The sequence below is a fragment of the Nocardia sp. NBC_01327 genome, assembly GCF_035958815.1.
GTDB lineage: Bacteria > Actinomycetota > Actinomycetes > Mycobacteriales > Mycobacteriaceae > Nocardia.
This window is the reverse complement of the sequence record NZ_CP108383.1, coordinates 8,237,509-8,255,207: the sequence shown is the minus strand read 5'-3', so window position 1 is coordinate 8,255,207 and position 17,699 is coordinate 8,237,509. Positions and strand designations below refer to the sequence as shown.

Here is a 17,699-nt window from a genome sequence, read left to right as displayed (position 1 = left end):
CTACATGATCGCAACACTGTCGCCCGCGCAGCTCGAATACCTCGCCGGTCAGCGGCTCGGCCGCCTCGCCACCATTCGCCCGGACGGCTCACCGCAGAACAACCCGGTGGGCTTCCGCTACAACGAGGCGCTCGGCACCATCGATATCGCCGGCCACAATATGGGCGCCTCCCAGAAGTTCCGCAACCTCACCAAGGAGGAGCGCGTCGCCTTCGTCGTCGACGACGTACCCTCGGTGAACCCCTGGACCGTCCGCTGCCTCGAAATCCGCGGCACCGCACAGGCATTGCGCGACGTCGAAACCTACATCCCCGGCGGCTCCCCGGAACTGATCCGCATCACCCCCGAACGCGTCATCGCCTTCGGCATCGACTGAGCGCCCGCCTCCGCATCGCTGCGCCGACACGGGTGTTCCCACTGCTGGGATGACTCGACCGTGCCGAGATCCGTTCTCCGGCAGACTGGTCCGGCTGGACTCGTGGCGCCCGTCCAGCCGCCCAGGCGCCGGGTCAGAGGGTCGCGCAGCGCAACGGAGGTGACGGTGGTCCCCGCCTGCGGATTTCGGCGCCCGCCACCCGGCGTGATCGCGGCGGTGGATATCTGCTCGGGTCGATGAACCCGAGCGAAGCCATGAGCGGAGTCGGCCGGCGGCTGATCGATCTGCTGGGCACGGAGGGGGAGACGGTTGCGGTTGCCGAACCCTGTCGGTCCGGAGCCGCAGGGCTGCGTAGCGTCACGGATACGTATGTCGGGGTGGATCATTCGAACGTGCTCGGCCGCCTGGACGGCACACCTCACAGCACAGAGGATGGGGGCGCGTCACTCGATCCAGAGGTGCGCAAGGCCACCGAGATCTACCATGCGCTGGGCGACGAACCGCCTCGGGTGAACATCGGCGAGAACGACCTCGCCCATGCGGCCGACGGTGCGCACACCGTCGAGCGGCACGGACCGGATGTGCCGCTGAACCGAGACGATGCCCCGCCGGGGGACCGGACCATCGAGGGCCGGATCTACGGTGATCCACCGTGGTCCCACGCGCAGAACTGGTCGTACCGCTGGTCGGATGCCTCGACGATGAGCCGGACGATCAACGACTATCTCCGGGCGAACTGGGAGACAGTTCGCAGCGACCTCGCCCTCGACGAATTTCACAAAGCCACCTTCGACACCGGGCACCTGACCGGAGAAGGGTTCTACAACGAGGGCATGAACGGACTCGGGCCGAAGTCGGCGCGCGCCGGCCGAACCAGCTTCGCCACTGTGGTCCTGAACCTGATTCCGGGCCGCCCGCCGTCGTTCCTGGTCGTCTCCGGGTACCCGGCCGGCCTACTACGCTGAGCGATATGGAGCTTCCCGAAAAGCTGCGCGCACACGCGAATCGGCCCCTGCCGCCCGCGCTCGATCAGGTTCGGGATTTCCTGCGCGCCTTCGTCGCCGACTGCGAGAGTCTGGACGAGGTGCGCGATCATCTGCTTCGGATCGCGCAGCGCAATCAGCGGGGTATCCGGCGCGAGCTGGCAGCCATCGACGCGGTGCTGGACACGCCCCAAGCACCCGGCACGCTGTCGTGGATGGTGGCTGCCGACGGCAACTGGGTGCTCGACGACGACACCTCCGATGCCGCGGCGGCAGCCTGGCTCGGCGATATCGCCGCACTCATCCGCGGCGTTCTCGGAGAAACCTAGTCGTTGGCGTGCAGGGCGGCGTTGAGTTCGATGCCGGTGCCCTTGCGCGGCACCACTTCTACGGCGCCGGTGACGGAGTTGCGGCGGAAGAGCAGGTTGTCTTTGCCGCTGAGTTCGGCGGCCTTGATGACCGCGCCGTCGGGCAGGGTGACCTTGGTGCCGGCGGTGACGTAGAGGCCGGCCTCGATGACGCAGTCGTCGCCGAGGGAGATGCCCAGGCCCGAGTTCGCGCCGAGCAGGCAGCGCTCGCCGAGCGAGATGACCTGCTTGCCGCCACCGGACAGGGTGCCCATGATGGATGCGCCGCCGCCGACATCGGAGCCGTCGCCGACCACGACACCGGCCGAAATACGGCCCTCCACCATGGAATTGCCGAGCGTGCCGGCATTGAAGTTCACGAAGCCCTCGTGCATGACCGTGGTGCCCGAGGCCAGATGCGCGCCCAGGCGCACCCGGTCGGCATCGGCAATGCGCACACCCGACGGGACCACGTAGTCCACCAGGCGCGGGAACTTGTCCACGCTGTACACGGTGACCGGGCCGCGGGCGCGCAGCTTCAGGCGGGTCAGCTCCAGCTCCTCGAGCGAGCACGGGCCGTGGTTGGTCCACGCCACATTGGCGAGCAGACCGAACTGGCCGTCCAGGTTCAAGCCGTGCGGGCGGACCAGGCGATGTGAGAGCAGGTGCAGCCGCAGGTAGACGTCATGGGTGTCGATCGGCGGCGCGGACAGGTCGGCAATGCTGGTGCGCACCACGACAACCTCGACCCGGCGGGCCTCGTCGACCCCGGCCACCTCGGCGAACTTGGCGTACTCGATATCGGAGGCGTCCAGGCGCTTGGACCCGGTATCGGTCACATCACTCAGCTCGGGGTACGGGTACCAGGTGTCCAGGACCGTTCCATTGGCGGTGATCGTGGCAAGGCCGACTGCTACTGCTCCCTGAGTGCTCACGGAAGTAAAGATTACCGACCACACCAAACCTCCCAAGTTCGCGGCCCGTCTCGGCTCTGGACTGAGTGGAGCGGGGGAGCGAAGCGGAGGAGCGGAGGGAGGGAAGAACGAGACAAAGGGGGCCGCGAACCCGCCGGAGCGTAGCGGAGGCAAAATAGATACAGTGACCATCGATCTGAGCGCCGATCCCATAAACCTCGCTGCTGCTCTGGTGGATATTCCCAGTGTGTCCAAGGACGAGACGGTGATCGCCGATATCGTCGAGCGGGCCGTACGCGAGCAAACCACCGGGTTCGAAATTCTGCGGCACGGCAATACCGTGCTGGCCCGCACCAATCGCGGACTGGCCACGCGCGTCATTCTCGCCGGGCACCTCGACACCGTGCCGATTGCCGACAATGTGCCCAGCCGGTTCGAAGTCGGGGCCGAGGGCGAGCAGCAGCTGTGGGGCTGCGGCAGTGTCGATATGAAATCCGGCGATGCGGTGTTCCTGCACCTGGCCGCCACCGTCGCCGATCCGGTGCACGATCTGACGCTCATCTTCTACGACTGCGAAGAGATCGCCGCCGAGTTCAACGGACTCGGGCGCATCGAACGCGAACTGCCCGAATGGCTGGCCGGCGATCTCGCCATTCTCGGTGAGCCCTCCGGCGGCTGGATCGAAGCCGGTTGCCAGGGCACCCTGCGGATTCGGCTCACCACCTCCGGCGTGCGTGCGCACACCGCCCGAGCCTGGTTGGGCGACAACGCCATTCACCGCCTCGCGCCCGTGCTGGAACGCCTCGCCGGATACCAGGCGCGGGAGGTGGAGATCGACGGCTGCGTGTACCGCGAGGGCCTGTCCGCCGTCCGCGTCTCCGGTGGCGTCGCGGGCAATGTGGTGCCCGATGTGGCCGAGGTCGATGTGAACTTCCGCTTCGCGCCCGATCGCACCCTCGACGAGGCCACCGAGCATGTGCGCGAGGTCTTCTCGGGCCTGGACCTGGGCTTCGAACGCACCGACGGCGCCCCCGGCGCCCTGCCCGGCCTGTCCAACCCGGCCGCCAAGGACCTCATCGAAATCGTGCACGCCCACGGCAGCGGCGGCGTCCGCGCCAAATACGGCTGGACCGACGTCTCCCGCTTCGCCGCCCGCGGCATCCCCGCCGTCAACTTCGGCCCCGGCGACCCCAACCTCGCCCACAAACGCGACGAACACCTCCCCGTAGCCCAGATCACCCAGGTCACCTCCATGCTCCGCAGCTACCTCCGAGGCGACAAGGCCTGAGGTGATCCCGCCCGAGAAACGGTCGCCCCCAGGGACATCCGCCCCAAAGGTCGTGGCCCGCCCGGTTCTGGACTGAGCGGAGCAATGCCGCGCAGCGGCGAGCGCAGGGAGGGAAGAACCGGGTAACAGGGCCACGACCCGCCCGGAGCGAAGCGGAGGGCAAATCAAACACAGCTAAAGTGGCTGCATGTCTGCTGAGGGTGAGCTGCCGAGTGCCAGGACGCCGCAGTATCGCGGTCCGATAATGCTGCGGCGGGACCGGAAGGTCGGGATCGGGACCACCGATCAGCATCTGCTCGATGAGCGGGGACCGGCGGATTGGGTGCATACCGATCCGTGGCGGGTGCTGCGCATCCAGGCCGAATTCGTCGAGGGCTTCGGGGCTTTGGCAGAGGTGCCGCGCGCGGTCGCGGTCTTCGGGTCGGCGCGCACGGCGCCGGAATCACCGGAGTACCAGGCGGGCATGGCCATCGGCGGTGCGCTCGCGCGCGCCGGGTTCGCGGTCATCACCGGCGGCGGCCCGGGCGCCATGGAGGCCGCCAATCGCGGCGCCTCCGAGGCGGGCGGGTACTCGATCGGGCTCGGCATCGAGCTGCCGTTCGAGCAGCACCTCAACGAATGGGTCGATCTCGGCATCAACTTCCGGTACTTCTTCGCGCGCAAGACCATGTTCGTGAAGTACGCGCAGGCCTTCGTCTGCCTGCCGGGCGGTTTCGGCACCCTGGACGAGCTGTTCGAGGCGCTCACCCTGGTGCAGACGCATAAGATCAACCAGTTCCCGATCATCCTGTTCGGTACCAAATACTGGGCGGGACTGGTGGATTGGCTGCGCGACTCACTGCTCGGCTCCGCCAAGATCGCGCCCGGTGATATGAACCTGATCCACGTCACAGACAGCGTGGACGAGGTCATTGCCCTGGTGCAGCAGGCCGCCGACACCCGCGCCCAGATGGACGCCGCCGCCGGGACGGGAGATCAGTGGTGAGTCAGCCGTATTCGGTGTGCGTGTACTGCTCGGCCAGTGTCGACGATCCGGCCGCGCTGGAATTGGCGCGCCGCGTGGGCGCCGAAATCGGCCGCCGCGGTTGGCAATTGGTCTCGGGCGGCGGACACGTCTCCATGATGGGCGCGGTCGCGACGGCGGCGCGCGAGGCGGGCGCGACAACCGTCGGCGTCATCCCGAAGAAGCTGGTGCACCGCGAAATGGCGGATGTGGACTCCGACGAGCTGATCGTCACCGACTCCATGCGCGAGCGGAAACAGATCATGGACGAGCGCGCCGACGCCTTCCTCACGCTGCCCGGCGGGCTCGGCACGCTCGAGGAGCTCTTCGAGACCTGGACCGGGGCCTATCTGGGCATGCACGACAAACCGGTGGTGGTCCTCGATCCCGACGGCCACTACCGCGGGTTGTTCGCCTGGCTGGAGGAGGTGGCCGAGCGCGGATTCGCCGGGCGGACCGCCCTCGACCGCGTGATCGTGACCGGCGATTTCGCCGAGGCGTTCGCGGCGCTCGGCCCGGAGGACTGACCCGCAGAACCGACTGGTCCGGTGGGTTTCGCTCGACAACCCGGGGTACTTCCGTAAGGGTGTGGTCAGCAGCACAACCCGGTGAGGAGCCCAGCGAAGTGAATACCGACGCCCAATCGACGGTCGGCCTGATGGATTTGGTCCGCAGCCTGCCCGGTATGGCACTGCAGGGTCCCGGGATGCTGCGCAATGCCGTGCACATGCTGGTGAAATCCGATTCGAAGGCGTCGATCGGACTGTTCTTCCAGCGCGCGGCCGCCAAACATCCGGACCGGCCCTTCCTGCGCTTCGAGGGCCGCGAATACCGCTGGGGCGAAGCCAATTCCGAGGTGAACCGGTACGCGCACGTGCTGGCCGAACGCGGGGTGAAGCGCGGCGATGTGGTCGGCATCCTGCTGGCCAACCGGCCCGAGGCGCTGTTCACGGTGCTGGCCGTCGTGAAACTCGGTGCGACCGCCGGACTGCTGAACCACAATCAGCGAGATTCCGTGCTGCAGCACAGTTTCGGACTGCTGAACTCGGTGCTCGACGTGGTGGGGGAGGAGTGCGCCGAAGCCCTCGACACGCTCACCGAACTGCGCCCGAGCCTGCTGTGGTCGAAGGATCTGGAAGCCGCCGCCCGCACCGCGGACGCCACGAATCCGCCTGTGTGCGAACAGATCACGGCGAAGGAACGCGCCTATCTGATCTTCACCTCCGGCACCACCGGCCTGCCCAAGGCCAGCGTCATGACGCATCTGCGCTGGACCAAGAGCATGGCGGGCATCGGCGGGCTCGGCGTCCGGCTCGGCGGCGGCGACACCCTCTACTGCTGCCTGCCGCTCTATCACAACAATGCGCTCACGGTCGCGCTGTCCTCGGTCATCGCCGGCGGCGCGACACTCGCACTGGGGCGCAAGTTCTCGGCCTCCCGCTTCTGGGAGGAGGCCATCGCCACCCAGGCCACCGCCTTCATCTACATCGGCGAACTCTGCCGCTATCTGATCAATCAGCCGCCCAAGCGCACCGACCGCATGCACCAGGTGCGCCTGGCCGTCGGCAACGGCCTGCGCCCCGAACTCTGGGACGAATTCCGTAATCGCTTCGGCATCAAGCGCATTGTCGAGTTCTACGGCGCGAGTGAAGGAAACATCGCCTTCATCAATGCGTTCAGCCTCGACAAGACCGCCGGATTCACCCCGCTGCCGTTCGCCATCGTCGAGTACGACGACGGCACCGGTAAGGCCAGGCGCGGATCGGACGGCAAACTCCGCCGCGTCCGGCCGGGCGGCGTCGGCCTGCTGCTCGCCAAGGTCACCAGCAGTTCCCCCTTCGACGGCTATACCGACAGTGCCGCAACCGAATCCAAGCTGGTCCGGGACGGATTCACCTCCGGTGACTGCTGGTTCGACACCGGTGATCTGGTCCGCGATCAGCGCTGGGGTCATATCGCCTTCGTCGACCGCCTCGGCGACACCTTCCGCTGGAAGGGCGAGAACGTGGCGACCACCGAGGTGGAGGGGGCGTTCGGCGGTGTGGACGCCATCGACGAGGCGGTCGTCTACGGCGTCGAGATCCCCGGCACCGACGGGAAGGCGGGCATAGCCGCCGTGACCCTCGCCGACGGCGCCGAGTTCGACGGCAAGGCCGCCGCCAAGGTGCTCTACGACCGGCTGCCCACTTACGCTGTCCCCCTTTTCATTCGGGTGGTCGCCGCACTCGAGCAGACCTCGACCTACAAGAGCCGGAAGGTGGAACTCCGCAATCAGGGCTTCACCACCGATGACAGCAGCACCCTCTACGCCCTCGCCGGGCGAACCGACGGTTACGTCCCCTTCTACCCCGAATACCCCGCCGACGTAGCCGCGGCCAAGGCGCCGCGCGCCTGACTCGACCCACCGGGGCGATCGCCCCGTTCAGCGGCTGGTTCCGGTCGGCTGCCCAGCAGGGGCGGGACAGGGGTCGGTACATTGGAGCGCATGTGTGCGCCGTTGCCGACATTGTGCGGGAAGCCGGTGGCGACGGATCGGGCGCTGGTGATGGCGATCGTGAACCGGACGCCGGACTCGTTCTATGACAAGGGCGCGACCTTCAGTGACGAGGCCGCCATGGCGGCCGTGGCGCGGGCCGTGGCCGAGGGCGCTGATCTTGTCGATATCGGCGGCGTCAAGGCCGGACCCGGTAGCGATGTGGATGCCGCCGAGGAAGCCCGCCGCGTGGTGCCCTTCGTCGCCGCCATCCGGGCGCGGTTCCCGGACCTGTTGATCAGTGTGGACACCTGGCGCGCCGAGGTCGCGCGGGCCGCCGTGCGCGCGGGCGCGGATCTGATCAACGACACCTGGGCCGGGGCCGACCCCGAACTGGTCGCGGTGGCGGCGGAACTGCACGCGGGAATTGTGTGCAGTCACACCGGCGGCGCGATACCGCGAACCCGCCCGCATCGCGTGCGTTACGCGGATGTGGTGGCGGAAGTCACCGAAACCGTGGTCGCGGCGGCCGAGAGTGCGGCGGCGGCCGGAGTGGCAAAAGATTCGATACTTATAGATCCCACGCATGATTTCGGCAAAAACACGTATCACGGGCTTGAATTGTTGCGGTCTGTGGACGTTCTTGTGAATACCGGATGGCCTGTCTTGATGGCGCTGAGTAATAAGGATTTCATCGGAGAGACTCTTGGTGTCGAGCTATCCGAGCGATTGGAGGGCACATTGGCAGCGACTGCATGGTCGGCCGCCGCGGGTGCTCGAGTTTTCCGGGTACACGAAGTAGCGGCCACCCGACGCGTGGTGGACATGATCGCCGCGATTCAGGGCCTGCGCCCACCCGCCCGCACGTTGCGAGGTTTGGCATGAACAAGAACTGGGTGAAAACCAACAGCTGGGACCGTCCGCAGTGGACGGTCGAGGAACTCGTGGCCGCCAAGGGCGACCGCACCGTCTCCGTGGTGCTGCCCGCCCTCAACGAGGAGGCCACCGTCGCCGCCGTGGTGGCCAGTATTCGGCCCCTGCTCGGCACGCTCGTGGACGAACTCGTCGTCCTGGACTCCGGGTCCACCGATGCCACCGCCGAACGCGCACAGGCCGCGGGTGCGACGGTGGTCACCCGGGAGCAGGCCGTGCCCGAACTCGAACCGGTGCCCGGCAAGGGTGAGGTGCTCTGGCGCTCACTGGCCGTCACCACCGGTGATCTGGTGGCCTTCGTCGACTCGGATCTGATCGACCCGGATCCGATGTTCGTGCCGAATCTGCTCGGCCCGCTGCTCACCGTGGACGGTATGCACCTGGTGAAGGCGTACTACCGCCGTCCGCTGCGGCAGGGCGCCACCATCGACGACAACGGCGGCGGCCGCGTCACCGAACTGGTGGCCCGCCCGCTGCTGGCCGCACTGCGCCCGCAGCTGTCGAATGTGCTGCAGCCCTTGGGCGGCGAATACGCGGGCACGCGCGAACTGCTTACCGCCGTACCCTTCGCGCCCGGTTACGGCGTGGAGATCGGGCTGCTGCTGGACACCCACGACATGCTGGGACTGTCCGCCATCGGCCAGGTGAATCTCGGTGTGCGCCAGCACCGCAACCGGCCGCTGTCGGAACTCGGCGTCATGAGCCGCCAGATCCTCGGCACCGTGCTGGGCCGGGCCGGCGTCGCCGACTCCGGTGCGGCGCTGACCCAGTTCCCACTCGTCGGAGGCGAATTCACCGCGCAGTCGACGGAAGTTTCCTTGGCAGATCGGCCGCCGATGAATACGCTGCGACCCGAATGGGCCGCGGCCTGAACTTCTACCGGTCGTGGCGGTAGATCGGGGTGAGCAGATCCGCTTCGATCGGTTCGCCGGTATTGCGGTCGTAGCGGACACCCACCACCGCCGAGAAGGGGTGGGTGGCCGCGCGCTCGTGCAGGGTGGCCAAACGTGTTGCCAGCAAACGGATTGCGCCCAGTGACGCCGGCGGATGCAGGCCGTCGATGACCAGCACCGTGCCCTTGCCGTCCGGGCGCGGAAGTCTGGCCAGATAGGCGATGTCGTAGGGCTCGGTGCCGCCGGGACGGTAGACGCGCCGCGCGGCCCGATCCTCGATACCGCGCCGGACCCGGCCCGCGCGCGCCACCGTGCGGCGCAGCCGCGGATCGGCGGCCACGAGATAGCGCAGGCTGGGCGACAATTCGGGCCCGCCGAGCACGATCAGCCCGTCCCGGTCCAGATCGAGCGGGCGGCCCGGCAGGAAGCGCTGCACATTCGCGGTGAAGCCGAGCTCGCGCAGCAGTTCCACCAGGCGGTGCGGCGCCGCGGCATCGGGAGCGCCCACCAGCGCCAGCGTGCGGGTGGTGCTGCGCACATCCGGCGTGAGAATGGTGAGCGGCCCGTGCCCGAAGAACAATCCCTCCGGCACCGGTCCCTGCGTACTGACCTGATGGATGCGCGCCCGGGAAAGTCCGGCCGCCGCACCGATTCTGGCGAACGTCCAGCCTTCGGCATGAAGTTCACGAATCACAGCGCGGCGGATGCGAGTCAGCTCATTGATGGCCTGCTGCGCCGCCGCCACGCCTTCGGTGGCGGCTTTTAGGCGCTCGACCTTATCTTCGATCGCGAACACCCGTGCCACCTCGTCGGCCGACATGAGCGCAGTCTAGATACCTGAACAGCCGCAGGTGTCTAGACCGCTTGACGGACCGAAGATCACGTGGCGTCGGGATCGACCGGCGGACGTTCGTTGCGCTCCAGCGGCTTCTGCGGTTTCGGCATGGAGTAGTTCTCGAAACTGCTGCTCGCAGGCGTGACGGGCTTGTCGAAATTGCCCTTCGTCAGGTCGGTGAGATCGTTCAGCAGTGAATCATCGCCATTGAGAAGATGTTTGGTGACCATCGAGCGCGGATTCATACTGCGCAGTTCGTTCAACTGCTCCAGCGGTTTGCGAATCTCCTCGAATTCCGGACCCAGCTCATCCTTGAGTTGCTGCGTCGCGCCGGTCGCGTAATCGCGCGCCTGTTTGAGCGCGTTCATCGCCCAGCGCAAAGCGCCGGGCAGGCGCTCCGGACCGAGGATCACGAGTGCGGCGACGAGCAGAATCAGCAACTCGCCAAAGCCAAAACTGCTGAACACGACCTCAGACTACCTAGTCCGATTCCAGGGTGACCGGGACGTCGACCTCGCGGCCGTCGCGGATCAGGCGAACCGTCACCGTCTGCCCGATCTGGTTGGACTGCACGGCAACCGTCAGCTCGTCGGGACCGGACACATCGCGGTCGCCGACCTTGACGATGACATCGCCCTCCACGATGCCCGCCTTGGCCGCCGGGCTACCGGCCTGCACATCGGCCACCGCCGCGCCGCTCATCACATCATTGGCGACGATCTTGGTCTTGGCGCTCACCCCGAGGCGCGGATGATGCACCGAGCCGTCCCGGATCAGCGCCTGCGAAATCCGCTTCACCTGATCCACCGGAATCGCGAAGCCCAGGCCGACCGATCCGCCGCTCTCGGATTTGATGGCCGAGTTGATGCCGATCAGCTTGCCCTGCATATCCACCAGCGCGCCACCGGAGTTGCCGTGGTTGATGGCGGCATCGGTCTGCACGGCATCGAGCGTGGCATCGGTATCGGTGCCCTCGCCGCCGACCTTCACCGGCCGGTGCAGCGCGGAGACGATACCGGAGGTGACGGTCTTCTCCAGGCCCAGTGGCGAACCGATGGCAATGACGTCGTCGCCGACCTTCACGTCATTCGAATTGCCGAGCTGCAGCACCGCCAGGTTCTTCACATCGACCTTCAGCACCGCCAGATCGGACTTGATATCGCGGCCGACGATCGAGGTCGGCACCCGGGTGCCGTCCGAGAAGACCACCTGCAGTTGGGCTTTGCCGGTCTTGTCGGTGGCGGCCAGCGAGACCACGTGATTATTGGTGACGATGTAACCCGCGCCGTCGATGACCACACCCGAACCCGTGGATCCGGTATCGCCGACCCAGGCGCGCACGGTCACCACCGCGGGCATGACGGCATCGACCACCTTCGCGATCTGCCCGTGCGGCAGATTGGTGGAATCGGCGGACTGCAGCGCCACCTTGCGGGAGGTCAGCGATGAGGTGGATTCGGCGGTGAGCCGCCCCACCAGGCCACCCGCCAGCCCGATCACCAGCGCGACGGCGGAAAGAATAATGAGCGCCTTCGGGGCCACCCGGCCACCGAAGAGCACCTCGCGGGCGGTCAGCTGCGCGCCGGGGGTGAGTGCGGCCGGCTGCGCGGTGGCCACGGCGGGCGCACCCAGGCGGGCCGGAGACTCGGGATCACGCCACGGATCGACGGGACCGGCGGCGGGCGCGCTCTCGGCCTTCGCCTCCGGATCACGCTGCAGCAGTTCATCGGAACCTGCGGGGCGTCCGAACGCCTCGGCCAGCACGGCGTCCGGCGGCCGGTTCTGTACCTGCGGGCCGTCCGAGGAGGCGGCGGTAGCGGCGGCTGCGGCGGTGCGCGGGGCGAAAGAACTGCGCTGCCCGTCCGGGCGGCGGAAGGCACGCGCGGTGTGTTTGTCCACATGCGGCCGATACACCGGTCGCGGCCCCAGGACCGGTGCGTCCGACGGCCTCAGGTTCCCCCGATCAGCCGCCGAATCCGAAGCCTGCGCAGACTGCGGCAGGTTGTTCGCCGCGGGCCCCTCACCCGGAATCGGGCCCGTGTTCTTCGATTCGGTGGTCACGCGATGAACTCTACTTGCGCCACCAAGAAGTCCACCGTTTGCTGTCGAACGAATCTTCGCGCAGTCCGACGAAGTTCGCGCCGCGGGCGAACGTGCTGCGATCGGCATTCAGCGTGTTTTCCGCAGTGGGCAGTTCCGACAGCGGGATACGACTCAGGGAATCGTGCAGGCGCATAGGCGCGGAAATCTGATCCGACGACTGCCGCAGCGCAATGCGCGCCTGCTGCTGTGCGTCTACTTCCGCCGCGCATTCACGGCAGACGGAAAGATGGTGAGCGGCACGCAGATACGCGTTCATCCGCAATTCACCGTCCACATACGCGGCGATGGCCTCACTGGCCAGATGCTCGGTAGCGGCGAAACGAGGTGGTCGACGCGGCGTTCTGTCCTCGCCACTCATAAGCTGCACACCCTTCCGGACCACCTCGGCTACATCGGGAATGTCGGTGAGCGGGCGCTGAGCCCGCACCTTCAGCCGACGTTCTCGGTGGCGGCGAAACGCCGCTCCACTCCATTATGCGCAAGGTGCTCTTTGAGTGCCTGACGTCCTCGGTGGATGCGGCTGCGCACGGTGCCCAGTTTGACCCCGAGCGTGGCGCCGATCTCCTCGTACGACAGACCCTCGATGTCACAGAGCACGACCGCGGCGCGGAACTCCGGCGCCAGCGAATCCAGTGCGGCCTGCAGCTCCGGGTCCAGATTCGCGTCGTGATAGAGCTGCTCGGGACCCGGGCCCTCGGACGGCACCCGGTCGTAGTCCTCGGGCAGCGCCTCCATGCGAATGCGATTGCGACGGCGCACCATATCCAGGAACAGGTTCGTGGTGATGCGGTGCAGCCAGCCCTCGAAGGTGCCCGGCTGATAGTTCTGCAGCGAGCGGAACACCCGGATGAAGGTTTCCTGGGTCAGATCCTCGGCGTCCTGCTGATCACCGGAGAGGCGGTAGGCCAGGCGGTACACGCGGTCGGCGTGCTCCCGGACCAACTCGTCCCAGGTCGGCATCATGGTGCGGTCACCGGTGGCATCGAAGACGGCGGTTCCGGACAGGGCTTCCGCGTTGAGATCGCCTTCGGGCGAGGTATCGCCGGTCAGCAGCAGGTCCTGCGCGGGCAGGATGACGGGTTCACGCGCCATGTCGACCATGTGGATGGGGTTACCTCCTACTCGGGACCATCGGTTCCGACTGCCGGGTACAACCGACCTGGTGGGTCGTGTGTTCCCGGTCGCCGAGCCGACGGTCGCTGGCCTGACGTAGCCCATACTCTCGCCGGTCCTGATGTGCTCGCCGTATGTGGACGCTGAGGGACACCTGAGAAAAATCGCCACACCGGTCGATCACCGCCACGCGATAGCGGCTCCGCGCCGTTAGCCTCATATCCGTGAGCCTGACTCCGAACCTGCAGCGCAACCTCGCCTACGTGGAGGAATCCGTCGCCGAGGACGAGATCCTCGTCGCCGCGCGCGAACGCGCCCTCGAACTCGGCGCTGCGCCCGTGCCGCCCTCGGTCGGCGCACTGCTGAGCATGTACTCCCAGCTCCTGGGTGCGCGGGCGGTGGTGGAGGTCGGCACCGGGGCCGGCGTGAGCGGACTGTGGCTGTTGGACGGTATGCGTGAGGACGGCACCCTGACCACCATCGACTCCGAACCCGAGCATCAGCGCGCGGCGCGGGAGGCCTTCCGCTCCGCCGAGATCACGCCCGCGCGGACCCGCCTCATCAACGGCCGGGCCCTGGATGTGTTGCCGCGCTTGGCGGATGGGGCCTACGACCTGGTGTTCATCGATGCCGCACCGCTCGAGCATCCGCAATATGTGGATCAGGCCGTGCGCCTGCTGCGCGAGGGCGGGGCGATTCTGCTGCACAACGCGCTGCTCGGCGGGCGGGTGCCGGATCCGGCGCAGCGCGATCCGCAGACGCAGGCGGTGCGGGCGGCGACCCGGGCGATCGCGGAGAATCCGCTGCTCACCAGTGTGCTGATTCCGGTGGGTGACGGGCTGCTCTGCGCTTCGCGCGGGTAGCTCGCGGGTAGACACAGCGCCTCGCGCGGGTAGTTGCGGCGGCGATTGTCCGCAGCGCAATATTACGGCGCAGCCGCACTTTCCGCGTGCGGAAAGTCCCTGCCGGGACTGCCGGAAAGCCCTGCTGACCAGGTGAATCTGTAGCGGCAGGGGATCTCCGCATTCTTTACGGATTCAGTGCTGCGCGGGGTCTTGCCAAGTGATTGAACGAGTGTTTAATGTATTGAACATGCGTTCAGCCAAGGAGGATCTGACCACTCGGGCACGAATTCGCGATGCCGCGATCATCGTGTTCGGGGAGCAGGGATTCGGGGTGGGAGTGCGGGCCATCGCCGCGGCGGCGGGGGTGTCACCCGGGCTCGTGAACCATCACTTCGGTTCCAAGGAGGGGCTCCGCGAAGCCTGCGACGAGCACGTGCGGGAGGTGGTACGGACCGCCAAGCTGGAATCGATGGAGCATCCGTCGCCGAACAGCTGGATACAGGCGCTCGCGGAGGTGGAGAGCTTCGCGCCGTACATGGCCTACGTACTGCGCAGCTTCCAGGCCGGCGGCAGTCTCATGCTGACCTTCTTCGAGCAGATGGTCGGCGATGTCGAGCAGTACCTCGCCGCCGGTGTCGCTGCCGGAACCCTCAAGACCCCAAGGGATTTGAAGGCTACCTCCAGATATATCGCCACCACCAACAGCGGCGGAATGATGATGTTCCTGCAGCTGTACGACGCACGGAACGAGGGTCCGATGGACTTTCGGAAAGCCTTGCGCGAGTACGCCGATGTCATGACGCTGCCCGCGGTCGAGCTCTATACGCACGGGCTGCTCGCCGACTCGGCGATCTTCGATGCCATGACTCAGCAGTAGAGGAGATTCGATGAACGTTCCGGCCAGCTCGGCCATTTCGGTCCGAGGCCTGCACAAGCACTTCGGGCAGGTGCACGCGCTCGACGGCCTCGATCTCGAGGTCGCCGAAGGCGAGGTGCACGGCTTCCTGGGGCCCAATGGCGCGGGCAAGTCCACCACCATCCGCATTCTGCTCGGCATTCTCTCGCGCACCTCCGGCGAGGCCGTGGTGCTCGGGCGCGATCCATGGCGTGACGCTGTCGCCCTGCACAGCGATATCGCTTATGTCCCAGGCGATGTCACGCTGTGGCCGTCGCTGTCGGGCGGTGAGACCATCGATATGCTGGCGCGCATGCGCGGCGGTATCGACCAGGCGCGGCGCGCGGAGCTGATCGAGCGCTTCGAACTCGACCCGCGCAAGAAGGCCCGCACCTACTCCAAGGGCAATCGGCAGAAGGTCGCACTGGTCTCGGCGTTCTCGTCCAAGGCGCGGCTGCTGCTGCTCGACGAGCCGACCTCCGGCCTGGATCCGCTGATGGAGCAGGCTTTCGGCGAATGCATTACCGAGGCCTCGGCGCGCGGCGCCACGGTGCTGCTGTCGAGTCACATTCTCTCGGAGGTGGAGAAGCTGTGTCAGCGCGTCACCATCATCCGGGCCGGGAAGACGGTCGAGACCGGGACGCTGGCCGAGATGCGGCATCTGAGCCGGACCTCCATCAGCGCCGAAATGATCGGGGATCCAGGCGATCTCAGTCGGATTCCGGGTGTCAGCGATATCAGCATCGAGGATCACACGCTGCACTGTCAGGTGGACAGCGCGCACCTCGGTGACCTCATCAAGGTGCTCGGCGATATCGGCGTGCGCAGCCTGGTCAGTCAGCCGCCGACGCTGGAAGAGCTTTTCCTGCGTCACTATTCGCTCGACGGTGAGGCCGCCGCGGAGTCGGCGGACGCCGCACGCGAGTCGGGGCGGAACGCGCGCGAGTCGGAGAAGGTCGCGAAATGACCGCCATCGCCGCCCCCCGGGTCTTCGAATCACCGGTACGTGCAGCGGATTTCACCGGTACCGGGCAGCTGCTGCGGCTGTTCCTGCGCCGCGATCGCGTGGTGCTGCCGCTGTGGGTGGTGCTGCTGGGCCTGCCGGTCGGCAGCGTGTACATCGGCAGCATCGACAAGGTCTACAAGACCCCGGCCGATCTGGCCTCGTTCACGGCCTCCATCCTCGCGAGCCCGGCCCAGCTGGCCATGTACGGGCCGGTGTACAACAGCAGCCTCGGCGCGGCGGGGATCTGGAAGGCGGGGATGTTCTACACGATCATCGCCATCGCCACCATCCTCACCGTCATCCGGCACACCAGGGCCGAGGAGGAGACCGGGCGCGGCGAACTGGTGGCCGCCACCCGAATGGGACGGTTCGCGGAGCTGACGGCGGCGCTGCTGCTCGCCTACGGCGCCTCGCTGGCGGTGGGGCTGCTGGCGTTCCTGAGTCTCTACAGCGAGCCGGTGCCGCATGCGGGGTCACTGGCCTTCGCGCTGGCGCTGGCCGGGTCCGGTGCGGTGTTCGCCTCCGTGGCCGCGGTGACCGCGCAATTGAGCAGCAGTGCGCGATTGGCGCGCGGTATCGCCTTCGCGGTGCTGGGTGTCACCTACACCCTGCGCGCGGTGGGGGATGTGCGCTCCGGGGACGGGCCCACCAGTCCGCTGAGCTGGCTGTCGCCGATGGGGTGGTCGCTGCAGGTGCGGCCGTACGCGGGCAATCACTTCGGGGTGCTGCTGATTCATGTGGCCGCGGTGCTGGTGCTGACCGCGATCGCGTTCACCCTGCTGCGCAATCGCGATATCGGCGCCGGGCTCATTGCCGAACGTCCGGGCGCGGCGGTCGCCGGGCCGGGACTGAGCGGTCCGTTCGGACTGGCGTGGCGGCTGCAGCGCGGCACGCTCATCGCCTGGACGGCCGGGCTCGGGCTGTACGGATTGCTGATCGGCAGTGTGGTGCACGGCATCGGTGACGAACTCGGTTCGAGTCAGTCGATCCGCGACATGATCACTCGCATGGGCGGCTCTGCGTCACTGGAGAATTCGCTCATCACCTATGCCTTCACCATGCTCGCGGTGATCGCGGCCGCCTATTCGATTTCGGCCGCGCTGCGATTGAGCAGTGAGGAGTCGGCCGATCGGGCGGAGACCGTGCTCACCGGTTCGGTATCGCGAATCCGCTGGGCTGCCTCGCATCTGGTGTTCGCACTGGTCGGTCCGGCGGCGGCGCTGCTGTTCGCCGGTGTGCTCGCCGGACTGATGTACGGGCGCGCGGCCGGGGATATCAGCGGCAAGCTCGGTGATGTCATGGCGGCCGCGGCGGTGCAGCTGCCCGCGGTCTGGGTTTTCACCGGGGTGACCGTCGCGCTGTTCGGCCTGCTGCCGCGCTGGACCCCCGTTGCCTGGGGTGTGCTGTCGGCTGCCATCGCGGTGTTCCTGCTCGGTTCGATCTCCGGTGCGCCGCAATGGTTCCGGGATATCGACCCGTTCGAGCACGCGCCGAAGGTGCCCGGCGGTGAGTTCTCCGCCACCCCGCTCATCATCCTGCTGCTCGTCGCCGCCGCACTGATCACCGTCGGCCTGATCGGATTCCGCCGCCGCGACCTGCGCTAACCCGCCTCCCCGGACCTTTTGCCGAGCATCTGGGTGCTCGGCAAGTAGCGTCGCGGAGTGGCGGTCACAGCGTGGCTCGATTAGCCGG

General features: G+C 67.2%; 19 protein-coding genes. 13 read left to right on the top strand and 6 right to left on the bottom strand.

The features are described 5' to 3' along the window. The first annotated feature begins 4 nt into the window (after positions 1 to 4). The 3 genes from OG326_RS38135 to OG326_RS38125 all read left to right on the top strand — a co-directional run bounded on the left by OG326_RS38135 (position 5) and on the right by OG326_RS38125 (position 1,688). On the top strand, positions 5 to 376 hold the full coding sequence (locus tag OG326_RS38135) for a PPOX class F420-dependent oxidoreductase (RefSeq protein WP_327141956.1): 372 nt from the start codon (positions 5 to 7) through the stop codon (positions 374 to 376). Between the two features lie 236 nt (positions 377 to 612). Beyond that, complete coding sequence (locus OG326_RS38130) at positions 613 to 1,341, top strand: hypothetical protein (protein ID WP_327141955.1); 729 nt, start codon at positions 613 to 615, stop codon at positions 1,339 to 1,341. A gap of 5 nt (positions 1,342 to 1,346) precedes the next feature. After that, complete coding sequence (locus OG326_RS38125; protein ID WP_327141954.1) at positions 1,347 to 1,688, top strand: hypothetical protein; 342 nt, start codon at positions 1,347 to 1,349, stop codon at positions 1,686 to 1,688. On the opposite strand, the gene dapD is transcribed toward OG326_RS38125, so the two are convergent. Further along, positions 1,685 to 2,641, bottom strand: a complete 957-nt coding sequence (gene dapD, locus OG326_RS38120; RefSeq protein WP_327141953.1) for a 2,3,4,5-tetrahydropyridine-2,6-dicarboxylate N-succinyltransferase — start codon at positions 2,639 to 2,641, stop codon at positions 1,685 to 1,687. The two genes, OG326_RS38125 and dapD, sit on opposite strands and share 4 nt — an antisense overlap. A gap of 163 nt (positions 2,642 to 2,804) precedes the next feature. Here dapD and dapE point away from each other — a divergent pair, with 163 nt between their 5' ends. The 6 genes from dapE to OG326_RS38090 all read left to right on the top strand — a co-directional run bounded on the left by dapE (position 2,805) and on the right by OG326_RS38090 (position 9,189). Further along, a complete protein-coding gene (gene dapE, locus OG326_RS38115; protein WP_327141952.1) occupies positions 2,805 to 3,908 on the top strand; it encodes a succinyl-diaminopimelate desuccinylase in 1,104 nt (367 codons plus the stop codon). A gap of 187 nt (positions 3,909 to 4,095) precedes the next feature. Next, on the top strand, positions 4,096 to 4,893 hold the full coding sequence (locus OG326_RS38110; protein ID WP_327141951.1) for a TIGR00730 family Rossman fold protein: 798 nt from the start codon (positions 4,096 to 4,098) through the stop codon (positions 4,891 to 4,893). Next, complete coding sequence (locus tag OG326_RS38105) at positions 4,887 to 5,438, top strand: TIGR00730 family Rossman fold protein (RefSeq protein ID WP_327141950.1); 552 nt, start codon at positions 4,887 to 4,889, stop codon at positions 5,436 to 5,438. Before OG326_RS38110 ends, OG326_RS38105 begins: the two co-directional genes overlap by 7 nt. A 98-nt stretch (positions 5,439 to 5,536) precedes the next feature. Further along, positions 5,537 to 7,306, top strand: coding sequence for a long-chain-acyl-CoA synthetase (locus tag OG326_RS38100; protein WP_327141949.1), 1,770 nt, complete (start codon positions 5,537 to 5,539; stop codon positions 7,304 to 7,306). Positions 7,307 to 7,396: 90 nt separating this feature from the next. Continuing rightward, positions 7,397 to 8,269 carry a dihydropteroate synthase gene (folP, locus tag OG326_RS38095; RefSeq protein ID WP_327141948.1) on the top strand — a complete coding sequence of 291 codons (873 nt, stop codon included), beginning with the start codon at positions 7,397 to 7,399 and terminating at the stop codon, positions 8,267 to 8,269. Next, positions 8,266 to 9,189, top strand: coding sequence for a glucosyl-3-phosphoglycerate synthase (locus OG326_RS38090; RefSeq protein ID WP_327141947.1), 924 nt, complete (start codon positions 8,266 to 8,268; stop codon positions 9,187 to 9,189). The genes folP and OG326_RS38090 overlap by 4 nt, the downstream gene beginning before the upstream one ends. Positions 9,190 to 9,193: 4 nt before the next feature. Here the strand turns inward: OG326_RS38090 and OG326_RS38085 are convergent, their stop codons facing one another. From OG326_RS38085 to sigE, 5 genes are all read right to left on the bottom strand, one after another. Beyond that, positions 9,194 to 10,030 (bottom strand): hypothetical protein, encoded by an 837-nt coding sequence (locus OG326_RS38085; RefSeq protein ID WP_327141946.1) that lies wholly within the window; start codon positions 10,028 to 10,030, stop codon positions 9,194 to 9,196. Positions 10,031 to 10,089: 59 nt separating this feature from the next. Then, on the bottom strand, positions 10,090 to 10,512 hold the full coding sequence (tatB, locus tag OG326_RS38080) for a Sec-independent protein translocase protein TatB (RefSeq protein WP_327141945.1): 423 nt from the start codon (positions 10,510 to 10,512) through the stop codon (positions 10,090 to 10,092). A 13-nt stretch (positions 10,513 to 10,525) separates the two neighbouring features. Continuing rightward, positions 10,526 to 12,106, bottom strand: a complete 1,581-nt coding sequence (locus tag OG326_RS38075) for a trypsin-like peptidase domain-containing protein (protein ID WP_442790878.1) — start codon at positions 12,104 to 12,106, stop codon at positions 10,526 to 10,528. Between the two features lie 10 nt (positions 12,107 to 12,116). Continuing rightward, positions 12,117 to 12,506, bottom strand: coding sequence for a hypothetical protein (locus tag OG326_RS38070; protein WP_327141944.1), 390 nt, complete (start codon positions 12,504 to 12,506; stop codon positions 12,117 to 12,119). 71 nt (positions 12,507 to 12,577) lie between these two features. Continuing rightward, the gene (sigE, locus tag OG326_RS38065; RefSeq protein WP_327146714.1) at positions 12,578 to 13,240 is read right to left on the bottom strand and encodes an RNA polymerase sigma factor SigE; all 663 of its coding nucleotides are present in this window, start codon (positions 13,238 to 13,240) and stop codon (positions 12,578 to 12,580) included. A gap of 251 nt (positions 13,241 to 13,491) precedes the next feature. On the opposite strand from sigE, the gene OG326_RS38060 reads away from it, so the two are divergent. From OG326_RS38060 to OG326_RS38045, 4 genes are all read left to right on the top strand, one after another. Continuing rightward, entirely contained in the window at positions 13,492 to 14,124 is a 633-nt protein-coding gene (locus OG326_RS38060) for an O-methyltransferase (protein ID WP_442791089.1), read from the top strand. A 229-nt stretch (positions 14,125 to 14,353) separates the two neighbouring features. After that, the gene (locus tag OG326_RS38055; protein WP_327141942.1) at positions 14,354 to 14,983 is read left to right on the top strand and encodes a TetR/AcrR family transcriptional regulator; all 630 of its coding nucleotides are present in this window, start codon (positions 14,354 to 14,356) and stop codon (positions 14,981 to 14,983) included. Between the two features lie 10 nt (positions 14,984 to 14,993). After that, the gene (locus tag OG326_RS38050; RefSeq protein WP_327141941.1) at positions 14,994 to 15,968 is read left to right on the top strand and encodes an ABC transporter ATP-binding protein; all 975 of its coding nucleotides are present in this window, start codon (positions 14,994 to 14,996) and stop codon (positions 15,966 to 15,968) included. Next, positions 15,965 to 17,611: an ABC transporter permease gene (locus OG326_RS38045; protein WP_327141940.1), complete on the top strand. Its 1,647-nt coding sequence runs from the start codon at positions 15,965 to 15,967 to the stop codon at positions 17,609 to 17,611. Before OG326_RS38050 ends, OG326_RS38045 begins: the two co-directional genes overlap by 4 nt. Positions 17,612 to 17,699: the final 88 nt, after the last annotated feature.

Coding starts and splice junctions, on each gene's coding strand:
- OG326_RS38135 (WP_327141956.1), top strand. CDS start 5: ATGATCGCAACACTGTCGCCCGCGCAGCTCGAATACCTCGCCGGTCAG.
- OG326_RS38130 (WP_327141955.1), top strand. CDS start 613: ATGAACCCGAGCGAAGCCATGAGCGGAGTCGGCCGGCGGCTGATCGAT.
- OG326_RS38125 (WP_327141954.1), top strand. CDS start 1,347: ATGGAGCTTCCCGAAAAGCTGCGCGCACACGCGAATCGGCCCCTGCCG.
- OG326_RS38110 (WP_327141951.1), top strand. CDS start 4,096: ATGTCTGCTGAGGGTGAGCTGCCGAGTGCCAGGACGCCGCAGTATCGC.
- folP (WP_327141948.1), top strand. CDS start 7,397: ATGTGTGCGCCGTTGCCGACATTGTGCGGGAAGCCGGTGGCGACGGAT.
- OG326_RS38090 (WP_327141947.1), top strand. CDS start 8,266: ATGAACAAGAACTGGGTGAAAACCAACAGCTGGGACCGTCCGCAGTGG.
- OG326_RS38085 (WP_327141946.1), bottom strand. CDS start 10,030: ATGTCGGCCGACGAGGTGGCACGGGTGTTCGCGATCGAAGATAAGGTC.
- OG326_RS38070 (WP_327141944.1), bottom strand. CDS start 12,506: ATGAGTGGCGAGGACAGAACGCCGCGTCGACCACCTCGTTTCGCCGCT.
- sigE (WP_327146714.1), bottom strand. CDS start 13,240: ATGGCGCGTGAACCCGTCATCCTGCCCGCGCAGGACCTGCTGCTGACC.
- OG326_RS38055 (WP_327141942.1), top strand. CDS start 14,354: ATGCGTTCAGCCAAGGAGGATCTGACCACTCGGGCACGAATTCGCGAT.
- OG326_RS38050 (WP_327141941.1), top strand. CDS start 14,994: ATGAACGTTCCGGCCAGCTCGGCCATTTCGGTCCGAGGCCTGCACAAG.
- OG326_RS38045 (WP_327141940.1), top strand. CDS start 15,965: ATGACCGCCATCGCCGCCCCCCGGGTCTTCGAATCACCGGTACGTGCA.